Source organism: Kitasatospora sp. NPDC101108 (genome assembly GCF_055584725.1).
Genome location: NZ_JBVJLM010000043.1, coordinates 14,267 through 29,442, shown reverse-complemented (window position 1 = coordinate 29,442; position 15,176 = coordinate 14,267). Strand labels below are relative to the sequence as shown.

General features: G+C 72.1%; 19 protein-coding genes. 12 read left to right on the top strand and 7 right to left on the bottom strand.

Annotated elements, in window-relative coordinates; translation table 11 throughout:
* Window positions 1-315 precede the first annotated feature (315 nt).
* A complete protein-coding gene (locus ACZ6Z8_RS38665) occupies window positions 316-681 on the top strand; it encodes a hypothetical protein (RefSeq protein ID WP_465614647.1) in 366 nt (121 codons plus the stop codon).
* On the opposite strand, the gene ACZ6Z8_RS38660 is transcribed toward ACZ6Z8_RS38665, so the two are convergent.
* Entirely contained in the window at window positions 644-1,264 is a 621-nt protein-coding gene (locus ACZ6Z8_RS38660) for a TetR/AcrR family transcriptional regulator (protein ID WP_465614646.1), read from the bottom strand. The genes ACZ6Z8_RS38665 and ACZ6Z8_RS38660 overlap by 38 nt on opposite strands.
* A 98-nt stretch (window positions 1,265-1,362) precedes the next feature.
* Here ACZ6Z8_RS38660 and ACZ6Z8_RS38655 point away from each other — a divergent pair, with 98 nt between their 5' ends.
* Window positions 1,363-2,553: a macrolide family glycosyltransferase gene (locus ACZ6Z8_RS38655; RefSeq protein WP_465614645.1), complete on the top strand. Its 1,191-nt coding sequence runs from the start codon at window positions 1,363-1,365 to the stop codon at window positions 2,551-2,553.
* 103 nt (window positions 2,554-2,656) lie between these two features.
* Window positions 2,657-4,234, top strand: a complete 1,578-nt coding sequence (hutH, locus tag ACZ6Z8_RS38650) for a histidine ammonia-lyase (RefSeq protein WP_465614644.1) — start codon at window positions 2,657-2,659, stop codon at window positions 4,232-4,234.
* A 30-nt stretch (window positions 4,235-4,264) separates the two neighbouring features.
* Here the strand turns inward: hutH and ACZ6Z8_RS38645 are convergent, their stop codons facing one another.
* Window positions 4,265-4,681: a hypothetical protein gene (locus ACZ6Z8_RS38645; RefSeq protein ID WP_465614643.1), complete on the bottom strand. Its 417-nt coding sequence runs from the start codon at window positions 4,679-4,681 to the stop codon at window positions 4,265-4,267.
* Window positions 4,682-4,910: 229 nt separating this feature from the next.
* On the opposite strand from ACZ6Z8_RS38645, the gene ACZ6Z8_RS38640 reads away from it, so the two are divergent.
* Both ACZ6Z8_RS38640 and ACZ6Z8_RS38635 read left to right on the top strand, forming a co-directional pair.
* A complete protein-coding gene (locus ACZ6Z8_RS38640; protein ID WP_465614642.1) occupies window positions 4,911-5,780 on the top strand; it encodes a MurR/RpiR family transcriptional regulator in 870 nt (289 codons plus the stop codon).
* 74 nt (window positions 5,781-5,854) lie between these two features.
* Window positions 5,855-6,178 carry a hypothetical protein gene (locus tag ACZ6Z8_RS38635; RefSeq protein ID WP_465614641.1) on the top strand — a complete coding sequence of 108 codons (324 nt, stop codon included), beginning with the start codon at window positions 5,855-5,857 and terminating at the stop codon, window positions 6,176-6,178.
* 1 nt (window position 6,179) lies between these two features.
* Here ACZ6Z8_RS38635 and ACZ6Z8_RS38630 read toward each other — a convergent pair whose 3' ends face one another.
* Complete coding sequence (locus ACZ6Z8_RS38630) at window positions 6,180-6,422, bottom strand: hypothetical protein (protein WP_465614640.1); 243 nt, start codon at window positions 6,420-6,422, stop codon at window positions 6,180-6,182.
* 181 nt (window positions 6,423-6,603) lie between these two features.
* Between ACZ6Z8_RS38630 and hutU the strand changes: the two genes are divergently transcribed.
* From hutU to hutI, 4 genes are read left to right on the top strand one after another with little or no spacing between them, the layout of a single operon-like run.
* On the top strand, window positions 6,604-8,274 hold the full coding sequence (hutU, locus tag ACZ6Z8_RS38625; RefSeq protein ID WP_402830150.1) for a urocanate hydratase: 1,671 nt from the start codon (window positions 6,604-6,606) through the stop codon (window positions 8,272-8,274).
* 11 nt (window positions 8,275-8,285) lie between these two features.
* Entirely contained in the window at window positions 8,286-9,467 is a 1,182-nt protein-coding gene (locus tag ACZ6Z8_RS38620; protein ID WP_465614650.1) for an allantoate amidohydrolase, read from the top strand.
* Window positions 9,464-10,819 (top strand): formimidoylglutamate deiminase, encoded by a 1,356-nt coding sequence (locus ACZ6Z8_RS38615; RefSeq protein ID WP_465614649.1) that lies wholly within the window; start codon window positions 9,464-9,466, stop codon window positions 10,817-10,819. Before ACZ6Z8_RS38620 ends, ACZ6Z8_RS38615 begins: the two co-directional genes overlap by 4 nt.
* Window positions 10,820-10,868: 49 nt before the next feature.
* Window positions 10,869-12,044, top strand: coding sequence for an imidazolonepropionase (gene hutI, locus ACZ6Z8_RS38610; RefSeq protein ID WP_465614639.1), 1,176 nt, complete (start codon window positions 10,869-10,871; stop codon window positions 12,042-12,044).
* Window positions 12,045-12,103: 59 nt separating this feature from the next.
* Here hutI and ACZ6Z8_RS38605 read toward each other — a convergent pair whose 3' ends face one another.
* From ACZ6Z8_RS38605 to ACZ6Z8_RS38595, 3 genes are all read right to left on the bottom strand, one after another.
* Window positions 12,104-12,304, bottom strand: a complete 201-nt coding sequence (locus tag ACZ6Z8_RS38605) for a DUF397 domain-containing protein (RefSeq protein WP_465614638.1) — start codon at window positions 12,302-12,304, stop codon at window positions 12,104-12,106.
* Between the two features lie 62 nt (window positions 12,305-12,366).
* Window positions 12,367-12,567 (bottom strand): DUF397 domain-containing protein, encoded by a 201-nt coding sequence (locus ACZ6Z8_RS38600; protein WP_465614637.1) that lies wholly within the window; start codon window positions 12,565-12,567, stop codon window positions 12,367-12,369.
* Window positions 12,560-13,426 (bottom strand): helix-turn-helix domain-containing protein, encoded by an 867-nt coding sequence (locus ACZ6Z8_RS38595; RefSeq protein WP_465614636.1) that lies wholly within the window; start codon window positions 13,424-13,426, stop codon window positions 12,560-12,562. The genes ACZ6Z8_RS38600 and ACZ6Z8_RS38595 overlap by 8 nt, the downstream gene beginning before the upstream one ends.
* Before the next feature lie 270 nt (window positions 13,427-13,696).
* Between ACZ6Z8_RS38595 and ACZ6Z8_RS38590 the strand changes: the two genes are divergently transcribed.
* The 3 genes from ACZ6Z8_RS38590 to ACZ6Z8_RS38580 are packed head-to-tail and all read left to right on the top strand — an operon-like array spanning window position 13,697 to window position 14,429.
* Window positions 13,697-14,062 carry an ATP-binding protein gene (locus tag ACZ6Z8_RS38590; RefSeq protein WP_465614635.1) on the top strand — a complete coding sequence of 122 codons (366 nt, stop codon included), beginning with the start codon at window positions 13,697-13,699 and terminating at the stop codon, window positions 14,060-14,062.
* Window positions 14,059-14,310, top strand: coding sequence for a hypothetical protein (locus ACZ6Z8_RS38585; protein WP_465614634.1), 252 nt, complete (start codon window positions 14,059-14,061; stop codon window positions 14,308-14,310). Before ACZ6Z8_RS38590 ends, ACZ6Z8_RS38585 begins: the two co-directional genes overlap by 4 nt.
* The gene (locus tag ACZ6Z8_RS38580) at window positions 14,298-14,429 is read left to right on the top strand and encodes a hypothetical protein (RefSeq protein WP_465614633.1); all 132 of its coding nucleotides are present in this window, start codon (window positions 14,298-14,300) and stop codon (window positions 14,427-14,429) included. Before ACZ6Z8_RS38585 ends, ACZ6Z8_RS38580 begins: the two co-directional genes overlap by 13 nt.
* A 41-nt stretch (window positions 14,430-14,470) precedes the next feature.
* Here the strand turns inward: ACZ6Z8_RS38580 and ACZ6Z8_RS38575 are convergent, their stop codons facing one another.
* Window positions 14,471-15,028, bottom strand: coding sequence for a DUF3291 domain-containing protein (locus tag ACZ6Z8_RS38575; RefSeq protein WP_465614632.1), 558 nt, complete (start codon window positions 15,026-15,028; stop codon window positions 14,471-14,473).
* Window positions 15,029-15,176 lie beyond the last annotated feature (148 nt).

The following is a 15,176-nucleotide window of genomic DNA, read 5'->3' as shown; positions in this document are numbered from 1 at the left end:
TTGGCAGTCTGAAAATCACCCGTCACGCCCCCTTCCGCACCCACCCCCTCCACCGCCCCCTCCCGCAGCGCGTCCCTCTCGCCTGGGTTGGGTGTCGGGGGGCCTGAGGTGGGTGCGGGGGTGAGGTGGGTGCGGGGGTGAGGTGGGTGTGGGGGTGAGGGGGGTGTGGGCGCGCGGGGCTGTTGCCCGCGCGCCCATGGGGGATGTGCCGGTTCGGTGACCGGGGTGTCGCGGCTGGGTCGCGGTTGAGGGGGCGGGGGTGCCGTGGCGGGGGTGGGGTGGGATGGTGTCGGGGGCTGGATCGGGGAGCGGGGGATGACCGTGGGCGGACGGCTGGTGGGTGTGGCGGTGGCCGGGGTGCTGGTGCTGGGCGGCGGGGTGGCGGTGGCCGGGCCGGCGGAGGCGGTGCCGGTGGTGCGGATGGCGGGCCAGGTCGGTACGGCGTCGGCGGGGGTGAGCGGGCCGGCGGGTGTGCGGACGGCGGGGGTCGGGTTGCGGGCGCACCAGATCACCCATGCGTCCTCGCGGCGCAAGCACAAGAGGGGGCGCAGCGTGGTGGGCAGGGCGCTCGACGCGGTGTTCGGCTGGCTCGCCTTCGCCGTGCTGCTGGTCGTGCTGTTCGTGGTGCTCGCGGTGTACGTGGTCAGGCGTCGGAAGTCCCGCTGGCGGCGGGCTGGTTGAGGGCCCGTAGGGCGGCGTCGACCAGGCGGTCCGCGTGCTCGTGGGTGAGCGGGCCGAGCCGGTACTGCCAGCGGTAGTAGAGGGGGCCGTAGATCAGTTCGACGGCGAGGTCGAGGTCGGCGTCGGGGGCGAGTTGGCCGGCCTCGCGGGCGGCCCGGAGGCGGTCGCGGGTGACTTCCAGGAGCGGGTCCAGCAGGCGGGTGCGGTACTCGGCGTGCAGCGCCGGGTCGTTGAGGAGCTCGGCGATGATGGCTCGGTAGGTGCGGTCGGTGGCCGGGTCGGTGAGTTCGTCGCTGGTGGGGCGCAGGACGGCCCGCAGGTCGGCGGCGAGGTCGCCGGTGTCGGGGAGGGCGAGGCTGCCCTCGTGCTGGCTGACGGCGAGGAAGGCGTCGAAGACCACGGCGCCCTTGGAGGGCCACCACCGGTAGATGGTCTGCTTGCCGACGCCGGCCCGGGCGGCGATCGCCTCGATGGTCAGTTTGCCGTAGCCGACTTCGGCGACGAGTTCGGTGGCGGCGGTGAGGACGGCGGCGCGGGCGCGTTCGCTGCGGCGGGTGGGGTCGGGGGCAGTTCTGGAGGTCATGGGGAAAAGTCTATGCGCAATGGCGAGACGAGACGTATTGTCTTCTCCATGCCGCGAGACGAACCGTCTCGTCTTCGTCGTCTTCCCTGGAGGTGCACATGAACCGCCCCGCACACATCCTGATGGTCTCCATCCCGGCGCACGGGCACGTCAACCCCAGCCTCGCCGTGATCACCGAGCTGGTCGCCCGTGGTCACCGGGTCAGCTACGTCAACGACCCGTCCTTCCGCGAGATCGTCGAGTCCACCGGGGCGACCTTCGTCCCGTACGCGACCGGGCTGCCGCTCGCCGATGACCCGGCCGGCTGGCCGGAGGGCCCGGTGGCGATCCAGGAGGTGTTCCTGGACGATGCGCTGTCGATGTGGTCCACCCTGCTGGAGACCTTCGAGGACGACCGCCCCGACCTGGTGCTCTACGACATCGCGGGCTTCGCCGGGCGGGCGCTCGGCGAACGGCTGGGCGTACCGGTGGTGCAGCTGTCCTCCAGCTTCGTCGGCTGGGACGGCGTCGAGGAGGATCTGGCGGAGGTCTTCGAGGCGATCCGCAGTGGCCCCGGCGGCCCTGAGCACCACCGGCGGTTCGCCGACTGGCTGGCCGCGGCCGGCGCGGTGCAGCAGGACGTCGAGGCCTTCAAGAACCGCCCCGAGCGGTGCATCGCGCTCGTCCCGCGGGCGCTCCAGCCCAACGCGGACCGGGTGGACGAGAAGCGGGTGACCTTCGTCGGGCCCTGCTTCGGCGACCGTTCCCACCAGGGCCGTTGGGGGCGCCCGGCCGACGCCGAGAAGGTGCTGCTGGTCTCGCTGGGCTCGGCCTACACCGACCGGCCCGCGTTCTACCGGGCCTGCATCGCGGCCTTCGGGGACCTCCCGGGCTGGCACACCGTGCTGCAGATCGGCCGGCACACCGACCTGGCGGAGCTGGGCGAGGTGCCGGACACCGTGGAGGTGCACCGGTGGGTGCCGCAGTTCTCGGTGCTCGCCCAGGCGGATGCCTTCGTCACCCACGCGGGCATGGGCGGCTCCAGCGAGGGGCTGTTCCACGCCGTGCCGATGATCGCGGTGCCGCAGGGCGTCGACCAGTTCGCCAACGCGGACGCCCTGGTCGGCCTCGGCGTCGCCCGTCGGCTGGACACCGACGCGGCCTCCCCGGAGGCGTTGCGCGGCGCGCTGCTGGAGCTGGTCGGGGACGCGGAGGTGGCCGAGCGGCTGGAGGCGCTGGCCGCGGCGGGGAGGGCCGAGGGCGGTACCGCGCGGGCGGTCGACCTCATCGAGGCCGAGTTGGGGAGGTGATGCCGGGCCCGGGCGTGCGGCGCGGATCCGGGCGTCGGAGAATCCGGATGGTGGGCAGCTGTTGTCATATCTCCATTCACCTGATGTGATTATGTATATGGATATGCACAGTGCTGTGGCCCCCGACGCTCCGCTGGTCCAGGTCGGCAAGGCCGACGTCAGTGCGGAGGACGTGCTGGCCGTCGCCCGGGGCAACGCCCGGGTCGAGATCGGCCCCGACGCGCTCGCCGAGATGGCGGCGTCCCGCGCGCGGATCGACGCCCTCGCGGCCGAGCCGCGCCCCGTCTACGGCGTGTCGACCGGCTTCGGCGCGCTCGCCGTCCGGCACATCAGCCCCGAGCTGCGCGCCCAGCTGCAGCGCTCGCTGGTCCGCTCGCACGCGGCCGGCATGGGCCCGACGGTCGAGCGCGAGGTGGTCCGCGCGCTGATGTTCCTGCGGATGAAGACCCTCGCCTCCGGCCGTACCGGCGTCCGCCCGCTGGTCGCCCAGACCATGGCCGCCCTGCTCAACGCGGGCATCACCCCGGTGGTGCGCGAGTTCGGCTCGCTCGGCTGCTCAGGCGACCTCGCGCCGCTGTCGCACTGTGCGCTGGTGCTGATGGGCGAGGGCACCGCCACCGGCCCGGACGGCGTGGAGAAGCCCGTCGCCGAGCTGCTGGCCGCCGCCGGGATCGAGCCGGTCGAGCTGCTGGAGAAGGAGGGCCTGGCCCTCATCAACGGCACCGACGGCATGCTCGGCATGCTGGTGATGGCCATCGCGGACCTGCAGCGGCTGTTCACCACCGCCGACATCACCGCCGCGATGACCCTGGAGGCGCTGCTCGGCACCGACAAGGTGCTCGCCCCCGAGCTGCACGCCCCGATCCGCCCGCACCCGGGCCAGGCGCTCAGCGCCGCCAACATGCTCGCCGTGCTCAAGGGCTCCGGCCTCACCGGCCACCACCAGGACGACGCGCCGCGCGTCCAGGACGCCTACTCGATCCGCTGCGCCCCGCAGGTCGCCGGGGCCGGCCGGGACACCCTGGCGCACGCCCAGCTGGTCGCCTCGCGCGAGCTCGCCGCCTCGGTGGACAACCCGGTGGTGCTGCCGGACGGCCGGGTGGAGTCCAACGGCAACTTCCACGGCGCGCCGGTCGCCTACGTGCTGGACTTCCTCGCCATCGCCGCCGCCGACCTGGGCTCGATCTCCGAGCGCCGCACCGACCGGCTGCTCGACAAGGCCCGCTCGCACGGCCTGCCGGCCTTCCTGGCCGACGACCCGGGCGTGGACTCCGGCCTGATGATCGCCCAGTACACCCAGGCGGCGCTGGTCAGCGAGAACAAGCGGCTCGCCGTCCCGGCCTCGGTCGACTCGATCCCGTCCTCCGCGATGCAGGAGGACCACGTGTCGATGGGCTGGTCGGCCGCCCGCAAGCTGCGCCAGGCCGTCGAGAACCTCGGCCGCATCCTCGCCGTCGAACTCACCGCCGCCGCCCGGGCGTTGGAGATCCGTCAGCAGGCCGACGCGGCGGGCACGCTGGCCCCGGCCACCGCGGCCGCGATGGCCGCCGCCCGCGAGGCGGGGGTCGGCGGCGCCGGCCGCGACCGCTTCCTCTCGCCGGACCTGGAGGCCGCCGCCGCGCTGGTCGCCTCCGGGGACCTGGTGCGGGCGGTCGAGCGGGTCACCGGCCGGCTGGCCTGAGTCGTCCTTCGGACGCGGGGCGGCCGGGGCTCAGTCCCAGTCGCTCCGCGTCCGGCGCTCGTCCCGGTCGCGGCGGTTGCCCAGGGCCGCGGCGAGGTTGACCCCCACGATGCCCGCCCAGCAGGCCAGCAGGCCGGTGAGCCCGCCGCTCTCGGGGCTGCCGGCGATCGCGGTCAGCGGGATGCCGAGGGCCAGCGAGATCACCGCCAGCCGGTTGCCGGCCCGGCCGGGGGCCCAGGGGCGGTGGGAGCGGTGCCGGTCGCGGTGGTCGGGCTCGTAGTCGTCCAGCCGCGCGGCCACCGAACGCTCCACCCGGGCGTCCAGGCGGGCGTCGAGGCGCTTCATGAAGGAGTCGAGGAGCTCCTCCTCGTACTCCTTCCCGAGTTCCTTGCGGGCCTGCAGGGTGGCGTCGAGGTCGCGCCGAAGGTCGTCCTGGCGAGTGTCCATGCCAGTAGCGTGGGGCCGCCGCACGGCCCGGTCCATCCGTTCGCGGGGGGAATCCGGGCGGGGTCAGGGAGAAATCAGGGTTACCCCGAGGCCGGTGTCCGGCCCCGGTCCCGGTGCCCGATCATGGGGACGTCCCGTGCGACGTCCCGCCGTACGAGACGTCTTTGCCAGGGGCGGCGCGCTGCTGCACAGTCGTCGTTCCGAACGCTCGCATCCGGAGGTAGAGCTGATGACCGCCATCGACGAGACCGGTAGCGTCGGCCCCTCCGCCCGGCTGCTCCAGCTGTTCGAAGGGCACCGGCTGACGCCCACCCAGCGGCGGATCGCCCACTCGCTGGTCCGGCACGCCACCGAGGCGCCGTTCCTGTCCAGCGTCGAGGTCGCCGAACTCGCCGGGGTCAGCCAGCCCTCCGTCACCCGCTTCGCGGTCGCCCTCGGCTACGACGGCTACCCGGCGCTGCGCAAGCAGCTGCGCGAACTCGGCGGGGGCGAGCAGGCCGCGCCGGAGACCCCGGACGACGCGGTGCGCAACGAGCACCAGCAGGCCGTGCTGGCCGAGATCGAGCACCTGCGCCACCTCGCCGAACTGCTCGCCGACCCCGAACCGATCATCCGGGCCGCCCGGCTGCTCGCCGCCTCCCGCCCGCTGCCGGTGCTCGGCCTGCGGGCGGCCTCCGCGCAGGCGCGCGGCTTCGCGTACTTCGCGTCGAAGGTGCACCCGGACATCCGGCTGCTGGACGAGGGCGGCAGCATGCTCGCCGACCGGCTGGAACAGGCCACCGCGGCGGGCGCCACCGCGCTGCTGTGCTTCGCCCTGCCGCGCTACCCACGGGAGTTGATGGACGCCCTGGTGGTGGCCCGGGAGTGCGGGCTGACCGTGCTCACCGTGGCCGACAGCGCCTTCTCGCCGGTGGCCAAGCTCTCCGACCTGATGCTGCCGGCCGCCGTCGGCACCGGGCTGGTCTTCGACACCGCGTGCGCGCCGATGATGCTCGGCCGGGTGCTGCTGCAGACCATGTGCGACGAACTCCCCGGCGCGGAGGCCCGGTTGGAGGCGATCGAACAGTCGGCGGCGGCGCGGGGGCTCTTCCTGGAATAGGTACGGCCTCGACATGAGGCCGGGGGAGTACTTGCCACGAACCCGGGCATCCCCTAGTGCAGGGGGTGCCGCCCATGCGCGTGATCCACGAGATGAAGTTCGTCGCCCGCCTGGCCTCGGGCGCCGACGAATGGTCCTGCCCCGCCTGCGGACGCCGCGTCACCCTGCGGCGCCTGCCCGAACCCGAACTGACCGTCCTCGATCCGGGCGACGAGTCCGCCGTCCACGTCGGCGTCATCGAACCCGACGCCCGCGCCCTCGCGGCCGCCGAGAAGTACGGCCTCGGCCCGGTCCAGGACATCCCCCGCCCGCCCTCGCCGCCCGCTCCCGACGCCGCCGACCGCCGCTGGCTCGCCGAGATCGGCATCGACTGGGACGGCGGCGACGCCGCGGCGTGACTCAGCGGCGAGGGGCGTAGAGCGGAAGGCCGTGAGTGTCCAGCTCGGAGGGCAGCGGCGCGGGAAGCGGGACGGACTCGCCGTACTGGCGGGACAGGCGCTTGGTGGTCCCCGCGTGCTTGCCGCGGGGTGGCGGGGACATCACCAGGGTTCCTCCGATGATCTGGACGCGTAGTCCTGTGCTCCGCTCGATCTCCTCCGCTGCATCCCGGAGTCTGCCGGGCCGCACGGTGATGGCCGTCATCGTGTTCTCCGCTCCTCGACGCTGGGCCGAGTGGCTGGTGTTCGCCGGGTTGAGGCTAGCGCGCCAAGTCGACCGGTGCCGGGGCTGATCGGATTGTTCGGGGGTCTGGTCGAAAGTGGCTTGTTTAGTTATATTCAGTCGAACCTAGCTTGAATGAATCCATCCGCAGAGAGGCCGGGACATGGTGCAGCAGCAGGCGAGCGGGCCGCGTGAGGTGCGTGCGGCGCGGGGGACGGGACTCACGACGCAGGGGTGGCAGCAGGAGGCGGCCCTGCGGATGCTGATGAACAACCTCGACCCCGAGGTGGCCGAGCACCCCTCGAAGCTGGTCGTCTACGGCGGCACCGGCAAGGCCGCGCGCGACTGGCGCTCCTTCGACGCCATGGTGAAGACGCTGCAGGGCCTGAAGCAGGACGAGACCATGCTGGTCCAGTCCGGGCGCCCGGTCGGCGTGATGCAGACCCACGAGTGGGCGCCGCGCGTGCTGATCGCCAACTCCAACCTGGTCGGCGACTGGGCCAACTGGGAGGAGTTCCGCCGCCTGGAGAGCCTCGGGCTCACCATGTACGGCCAGATGACCGCCGGCTCCTGGATCTACATCGGCACCCAGGGCATCCTCCAGGGCACCTACGAGACCTTCGCCGCCGTCGCCAACAAGCGCTTCAACGGCACGCTGGAGGGCACCATCACCCTCACCGCCGGCCTCGGCGGGATGGGCGGCGCCCAGCCGCTGGCCGTCACCATGAACGGCGGCGTGGCGATCTGCATCGACTGCGACCCGTCCCGGATCTCCCGCCGGATCGAGCACCGCTACCTGGACGTCGAGGCCAAGGACCTCAGCCACGCGCTGGAGCTCGCCACCGCCGCCCGCGACAAGAAGCAGCCGCTCTCCATCGGCGTGCTGGGCAACGCCGCCGAGCTGGTCCCGCAGCTGCTCGCGATGGACGCGCCGATCGACATCGTCACCGACCAGACCAGCGCCCACGACCCGCTCAGCTACCTGCCGGTCGGCGTCGACTTCGACGACATGGCGACCTACGCCGCCGAGAAGCCCGCCGAGTTCACCCAGCGCTCGCGCGAGTCGATGGCCCGCCACGTCGAGGCCATGGTCGGCTTCCTGGACCGCGGCGCCGAGGTCTTCGACTACGGCAACTCCATCCGCGGCGAGGCCCAGCTGGCCGGCTACGACCGCGCCTTCGCCTTCCCCGGCTTCGTCCCGGCGTACATCCGCCCGCTGTTCTGCGAGGGCAAGGGCCCGTTCCGCTGGGCCGCGCTGTCCGGCGACCCGCAGGACATCCACAAGACCGACAAGGCCGTCCTCGACCTCTTCCCGGAGAACGAGTCGCTGGCCCGCTGGATCAAGATGGCCCAGGAGAAGGTGCACTTCCAGGGCCTGCCCGCGCGCATCTGCTGGCTCGGCTACGGCGAGCGCGACAAGGCCGGCGAGCGCTTCAACGACATGGTCGCCTCCGGCGAGCTGTCCGCCCCGATCGTGATCGGCCGCGACCACCTGGACTGCGGCTCGGTGGCCTCCCCGTACCGGGAGACCGAGGCGATGCTCGACGGCTCGGACGCGATCGCCGACTGGCCGCTGCTCAACGCCATGGTCAACGTGGCCTCCGGCGCCTCCTGGGTGTCCATCCACCACGGCGGCGGCGTCGGCATCGGCCGCTCGATCCACGCCGGCCAGGTCACCGTCGCCGACGGCACCGCGCTGGCCGGCGAGAAGATCCGCCGGGTGCTCACCAACGACCCGGGCATGGGCGTCATCCGGCACGTGGACGCCGGCTACGACCGTGCCACCGAGGTCGCCGCCGAGCGCGGTGTGCGCGTCCCGATGGGTGAGCTGTGACCTTCGAAGAGATGTGGGCGGAGCTGCTCCCCGTGGGCCGCTCCGCCGCCTCCGGCGGCTACCGCCGCTTCGCCTGGAACTCCGCCGACGCCGAGTGCCGCGCCTGGTTCGAGCAGCAGGCCCGCAGCCGCGGCCTGACGTACGAGCTGGACCGCAACGGCAACCAGTGGGCCTGGCTGGGCGATCCCCGCGGTGAGGGCGCGGTCGTCACCGGCTCGCACCTGGACTCCGTCCCGGACGGCGGCGCCTTCGACGGCCCGCTCGGCGTGGTCTCCTCCTTCGCCGCGCTGGACGAACTGCGCGCCCGCGGGACCGAGTTCGACAAGCCCCTGGCGATCGTCAACTTCGGTGACGAGGAGGGGGCCCGGTTCGGCGTGGCCTGCATCGGCTCCCGCCTGACGGCCGGGGTGCTCTCCCGCGAGGCCGCGTACGAGCTGCGCGACGCCGGCGGGGTGCGGCTGCCCGACGCGATGGAGAAGGCCGGCTACGACCCGACCGCGATCGGCGCGGACGAGGAGCGGCTGTCCCGGATCGGCGCCTTCGTCGAACTCCACGTCGAGCAGGGCCGCCACCTCGCCGAGGGGCAGCCGGTCGGCGTGGCGGGCGCGATCTGGCCGCACGGCCGCTGGCGGTTCGACTTCCACGGCGAGGCCAACCACGCGGGCACCACCCGGATCGAGGACCGCCGCGACCCGATGCTGACGTACGCCAACACGGTGCTCGCCGCCCGCAAGAAGGCGAAGCTGGCCGGCGCCCTGGCGACCTTCGGCAAGGTCGCGGTCGAGCCCAACGGCACCAACGCGATCGCCTCGCTGGTGCGCGGCTGGCTGGACTCCCGGGCGGCCGACGAGCGCACCCTCACGGAACTCGTCGCCGAGATCGAGCGGGCCGCCGCCGAGCGCGGCGAGCGCGACGGCGTCCGGGTCGAGCTGACCCGCGAGTCCTACACCCCGGTGGTGGACTTCGACGGCCCGCTGCGCGACCGGCTCGCCAAGCTGCTCGACGCCCCGGTGCTGCCCACCGGCGCGGGACACGACGCCGGGATCCTGGCGTCCGCGATCCCGACCGCCATGCTGTTCGTGCGCAACCCCACCGGCGTCTCGCACTCCCCGGCCGAGCACGCCGAGATGGCCGACTGCCTGGCCGGGGTCGCCGCCCTCGCCGACGTACTGGAGGACCTGGCGTGTCAGTGACGGTTCCGACGACGTACTGGGCGCAGTACGCCTGGCTGCCGGGGGTCAACGGGCCCGCCGTCGAACAGGACGTGCTGATCACCACCGGCCCGGACGGCCGGATCGTGCGGGTGGAGCCGGACGCCGGGCCCTGCCCGCCCGGCGCCGTCCGCCTCGACGGGCTGCTGCTGCCCGGCCAGGCGAACGCCCACTCGCACGCCTTCCACCGGGCCCTGCGCGGGCACGTCCAGGTCGGCTCCGGGACGTTCTGGACCTGGCGCGACACCATGTACCGCTTCGCCGGGGCGCTCGACCCGGACAGCTACCTGGAACTCGCCACCGCCGTCTACGCGGAGATGGCGCTCGCCGGGATCAGTGCCGTCGGCGAGTTCCACTACCTGCACCACGCGCCCGGCGGCGCCCGCTACACCGACCCGAACGCGATGGGCGAGGCGCTGATCGAGGCCGCCGCCCGGGCCGGCATCCGGATCACCCTGCTGGACACCTGCTACCTGTCCTCCGGCTTCGGCGCCGAGCCGACCCACCCGCAGCTGCGGTTCAGCGACGGCGACGCCGAGGCCTGGGCCGCCCGGGCGGACGCGATCGAGCCGCGCGAGCACGCCCGGATCGGCGCCGCCATCCACTCGGTCCGGGCCGTCCCGGCCGAACAGCTGGGCACGGTCGCGCACTGGGCGGCGATGCGCGGGGCGCCGCTGCACGTCCACCTGTCCGAGCAGACCGCCGAGAACGAAGCCTGCCTGACCGCGCACGGCGTCACCCCGACCCGGCTGCTCGCCGACCACGGCGCGCTCGGCCCGCGCACCTCGGCCGTGCACGCCACCCACCTCACCGACGAGGACGTCAAGCTCCTCGCCGACTCGGGGACCACCGTCTGCATGTGTCCCACCACCGAACGGGACCTCGCCGACGGCATCGGCCCGGCGCGTCGGCTCGCCTCGGCGGGCAGCCCGATCAGCCTGGGCAGCGACAGCCACGCGATCATCGATCCGTGGGAGGAGGCCCGGGCGCTGGAGCTGGACGAGCGGCTGCGGACCCGCACCCGCGGCCACTGGACGGCGAACGCGCTGCTGCGGGCCGGCGGCGAGGACGGGCACGCCTCCCTGGGCTGGCCCGAGGCCGGGCGGATCGAGGCCGGGGCGCTCGCCGACTTCACGGCGATCGCGCTGGACTCCGTCCGTACGGCCGGGCCGCCGCCCCGGCTCGGCGCCGAGATCGCCGTGTTCGCGGCCTCGGCGGCGGACGTCCGGCACCTGGTGGTCGGCGGGCGGCACGTCGTCCGGGACGGCGTGCACCAGCTGGTGGCCGACGTGCCGGGGGCGTTGCGCTCCGCGATCGGCGCGCTGGACTGCTGAACTCCGTTGTCCGACTCCCTTTGTCCGACTCCCTTCGGAAGGCGATGAGATGAGCACCAGGACCACTGTGATCACGGGCATCGGCAGCCTGGTCACCAACGACCCCGGGCACGGCACCGGGCCGCTCGGCCTGCTCACCGACGCGGCCGTGGTGATCGACGGCGACACCGTCGCCTGGGTCGGCCCGTCCGCCCAGGCCCCGGCGGCGGACGAGCGCTTCGACGCCCAGGGCCGGGCGCTGCTGCCGGGCTTCGTCGACTCGCACGCCCACCTGGTGTTCGCGGGCGACCGCACCGCCGAGTTCAACGCCCGGATGTCCGGGCAGGCGTACTCGGCGGGCGGTATCCGGACGACGGTGGCCGCCACTCGGGCCGCTTCGGATGCCGAACTGGACGCCAACCTGGCCCGGTTCGTCCGGGAGGCGCTGCGGCAGGGCACCACCACCATCGAGTGCAAGTCCGGCTACGGGCTCACGGTCGAGGACGAGGCCCGGGCGCTGCGGATCGCTGCCAAGCACACGCCCGAGACCACGTACCTGGGCGCGCACATCGTGGCGCCCGAGTACGCCGAGGACCCGGCGGGGTACGTGGACCTGGTGACCGGCGAGATGCTGGACGCCTGTGCGCCGCACGCCCGTTGGGTGGACGTGTTCTGCGAGAAGGGCGCGTTCGACGGTGACCAGGCGCGGGCGGTCCTGATGGCGGGGATCGAGCGCGGCCTGACGCCGAGGGTGCACGCCAACCAGCTGACGTACGGGCCGGGCGTGCAACTGGCGGTGGAGTTGGGGGCCGCCTCGGCGGACCACTGCACGCATCTGACCGACGAGGACGTGGCGGCGCTGGCGGGTTCGGCGACGGTCGCGACGCTGCTGCCGGGGGCGGAGTTCTCCACCCGGGCCGAGTACCCGAGCGGGCGGCGGCTGTTGGACGCGGGCGCCGTGGTCGCGCTGTCGACGGACTGCAACCCGGGGTCGAGCTTCACGAGTTCGATGGCGTTCTGCATCGCGGTGGCGGTGCGGGAGATGGGGATGACGCCGGACGAGGCCGTCTGGGCGGCCACCGCCGGCGGCGCGCACGCGCTGCGGCGGAGCGATGTCGGCACGGTCGCGGTGGGGGCGCGGGCGGACCTGCTGCTGCTGGACGCCCCCTCGCACGTGCACCTGGCGTACCGCCCGGGCGTGCCGCTGACGGCGGCGGTGTGGCGGGAGGGCGTCCGGGAGATCTGAGGCTCGGGACTGTAGACGGCCCCCGCGCCCCCGGGGTGGCGGGCGCGGGGGCTTCGCGTTCAGGGGATGGCGGTGAGGTAGTCGAACTCGCCTGCCTTGGCGGCCTGGAGGAAGTCGGCGAACTTGGTAGGCGTCGTGCGGACGATGACGTCGCCGTCGTCGGACTCGCGGAGTTCGATCACCTCTCCATGTGTGCGCACCTCGACGCAATTGTTGGCTGCTTCGCTGAAGCTGGACTTCTGCCACGCAGAGCTGGTCATGAGAGTCAGGCTAGCCACTGGCGGCCTCTTGCGGGGAGCAAGAGGCCGCCAGAGCGATTCGCTCAGGGGGTGGTGGTGAGGTGGTCGAACTCGCCTGCCTTGGCCGCCTGGAGGAGCTTGGCAAACTTGGTAGGCGTCGTGCGGACGATGACGTCGCCGTCGTCGGACTCACGGAGTTCGATAGCCCCGTCGACAGTCCGCACCTCGACACAGTCTGAGTTGGCACCAGAATAACTAGACTTCTGCCAGGCAGAGTTAGGCATACTTGCTTTCCATATCCTTCTTGATGGAACGAATGAACTCTCGGGAGTCATCTTCTGCGAGGGCTGCCGAGTCGAGCCGAGCGAGCATTGATCGGAATCTGGCGATGTGGGCTGGTGCATCGAACAGCACATTGCCAACGCTGGAGTCCGCCTGCACTGTGTCGAGCTCCGGAACCGGGCCTTCGACGTACGTGAAGTTCTCATAGTTGAGTGGAAGCGCGTCGACGTCGAACAACACGACTCGAACCGAGATGGTCGACCGCTCGGAGTCCTCGATGAGGCTCCCCAGCTGTTCGGCTTGAATCTTCGGCCCGCTGAACTGCATGCGCAGGGCCGCCTCGTGGATGTAGGCGGAGTACGGCGTTGCGCCGGATCGTACGACGTCCTGCCGTCGCATTCGAAATGCCGTTCTCAGGTCGACCTCGTGGCGCGGGAGAGGCGTCAGGGATCGGTCGAAGACGGCAGAGGTGTACGCATTGGTCTGGAGAAGGCCAGGGATGAAGGCCATCGTGTAGGTCGAAAGCCCGCGAGCATGACCTTCCATCTCGGCGACCTCAAGGAAGTCGTCCGAGACAGTTCCACGGTGCTCTTCCCACCAGCTGCCCTTGTCGCGATCCGTGATGATTTCCGCAAGTGCCTCGATCAGAGGCTCGTTGGCGCACATGCACAACGCGGCGATCGTGCGCAGACGTTCGACGCTGATGCCTGTCCTCCCGCTCTCCATCTGCGTGACATGGGCCGGGTTGATGCCCAGCGCCCGGGCGAGCTGGCTGCCGCCGAGTCCGGCTTGCTCCCGCATCCTGCGCAGTTCGGCACCCAGCCGACGCTGGCGGAGAGTTGGGTTCGATCGAAGCGCCATGGCGTCCTCTCTGCAGGTCGTGGGACCAGTCTGCCGCAGAGAGACTGCCACGTTAGAGGGAACTTCTCGCGGTCCGCCACAAATCTGTGGCGGACCGCGCTATCGTCTTTCTCAGCTCGATCCGACGCATCGTCAGTAAAGCTTTCATTCAGGGCAGTAGGCGCCTGCTGCCCGCACACCGAAGAGCAACCGCCGCCCCGGTCTGGCTCACGGTGACGACCGTCATCACCTCTCCATCTCTCCCCACACCACAGCCTCACGGAGGTTCCCGTGTGCACCCGTAACACCCCCTCGCTCACCCTCTCCCGCCAGGCCCTGCGGGACGCCATGGCCCGCAGCGGCGGCTGGGACGCCGAGGCCATCTTCAACGCCGAACTCGCCCTCTGCGAGCTGATCGTCAACGCCTGGCGGCACGCCGGCACCCCCGCGCCCGTCGTCTGGTTCGCCATCCTCGGTCACACCCTCCGGGTCACCGTCTCCGACGAGAGCGACGCCCTCCCGCAGCCCCGAACGTCCCCCGGCCTCGCCGAGACCGGCCGTGGCCTCCAGCTGGTCGAGGGTCTCACCGACCGCTGGGGCGTCGACCCGCAGAAGCGCGGCAAGACCACCTGGTACGAGCTGGACTCCGACGCGTGACCCGCGACCCCATCGCGCCGGACGACCCCCGGATGCGCGACTACACCGAGGCCCATATCGCCACGCTGCTCGGCGAGTTGCACCGCCGCGGCCTCCCGCACGGGCTCCTCTGGGGCTCCGCCGCCCCCGGCGAGACGACCCTCGACGGCCGCATCCTGATCGACTTCGGCAACGCGCCGGTGAGTACTCTCCTCAACCTCCTCCACCTCCTCCGCGACCTGGAGAGGGACGAGCCGTGGCACCGGTGAAGTTCTTCGTCGGCGCCGTCCTCGTCGCCCTCCTCGCCCTCGCGATCGCCACCGTCGCCCTCGGTGTCCTCGCCACTCTCAAGATGCCCCGCCCCGAGCACCGCGACGACCAGCCCTGACGCCCACGCGCAGGCCCTCGCCCACCCAGGCCGGGGGCCTGTCAGCGCGCCCGGGGGCCCTTCGGCCCGATGCCGTCGGTGTCGGCCGGAGTTCCGTCCGGGGTGAACGGGCGGTGGAAGGTGAAGGCGTGCGGGGTGGGGCCGTGGTCCTGGAGGTGTTCCAGTCTGGAAACCCCGTCCTGCCAGCTGGGTATCACGCCGTCGGGGACCCACCAGGTCACGTAGTTCGGGTGCTGTGTCTTCTCGATCCAGTCGTGACGCCTGGTCAGCGACTGGCGGTGCAGACCGGTGTAGACGGCGTCCAAGGTGGAGCGCAGGTCGGTCCAGAGTGAGAGGGTCGCGGCCAGGGCTGTGGTTTCCTGCGTACGGCCCTTTGCGTACCAGGTCGGTACGGTGAACTCGCCCCACGCACCCCAGTTCGCGTCGAAGAGCACGCCCCGTTCGGGGTCGGTTGCTTCGGCGTGCGTGAGGTACCCGGGGTGCTGAGTGATCTCCTGGTAGACGGTCGCACCGACGTCGTAGAACTCGTTCGTGAGGGGCGAGGAATCGGCGAGGGGCGACTTCAGGGTGCCGAAGGTGTACAGCGCAAGGTGGGGCAAGCGTCTCTCCCTGGTAGGGGCAACAACTCCCGTGCGAGCGTGGGTGATCGCCGGAGGCCAGGTGAAGTTAGCCGCTTCTGCGGGCCCTGTCGAAGTTGCGTTTTCGCAGTCCGAATGCCCTTTCGCAGCGCCCGGTCTGCGGATCGCG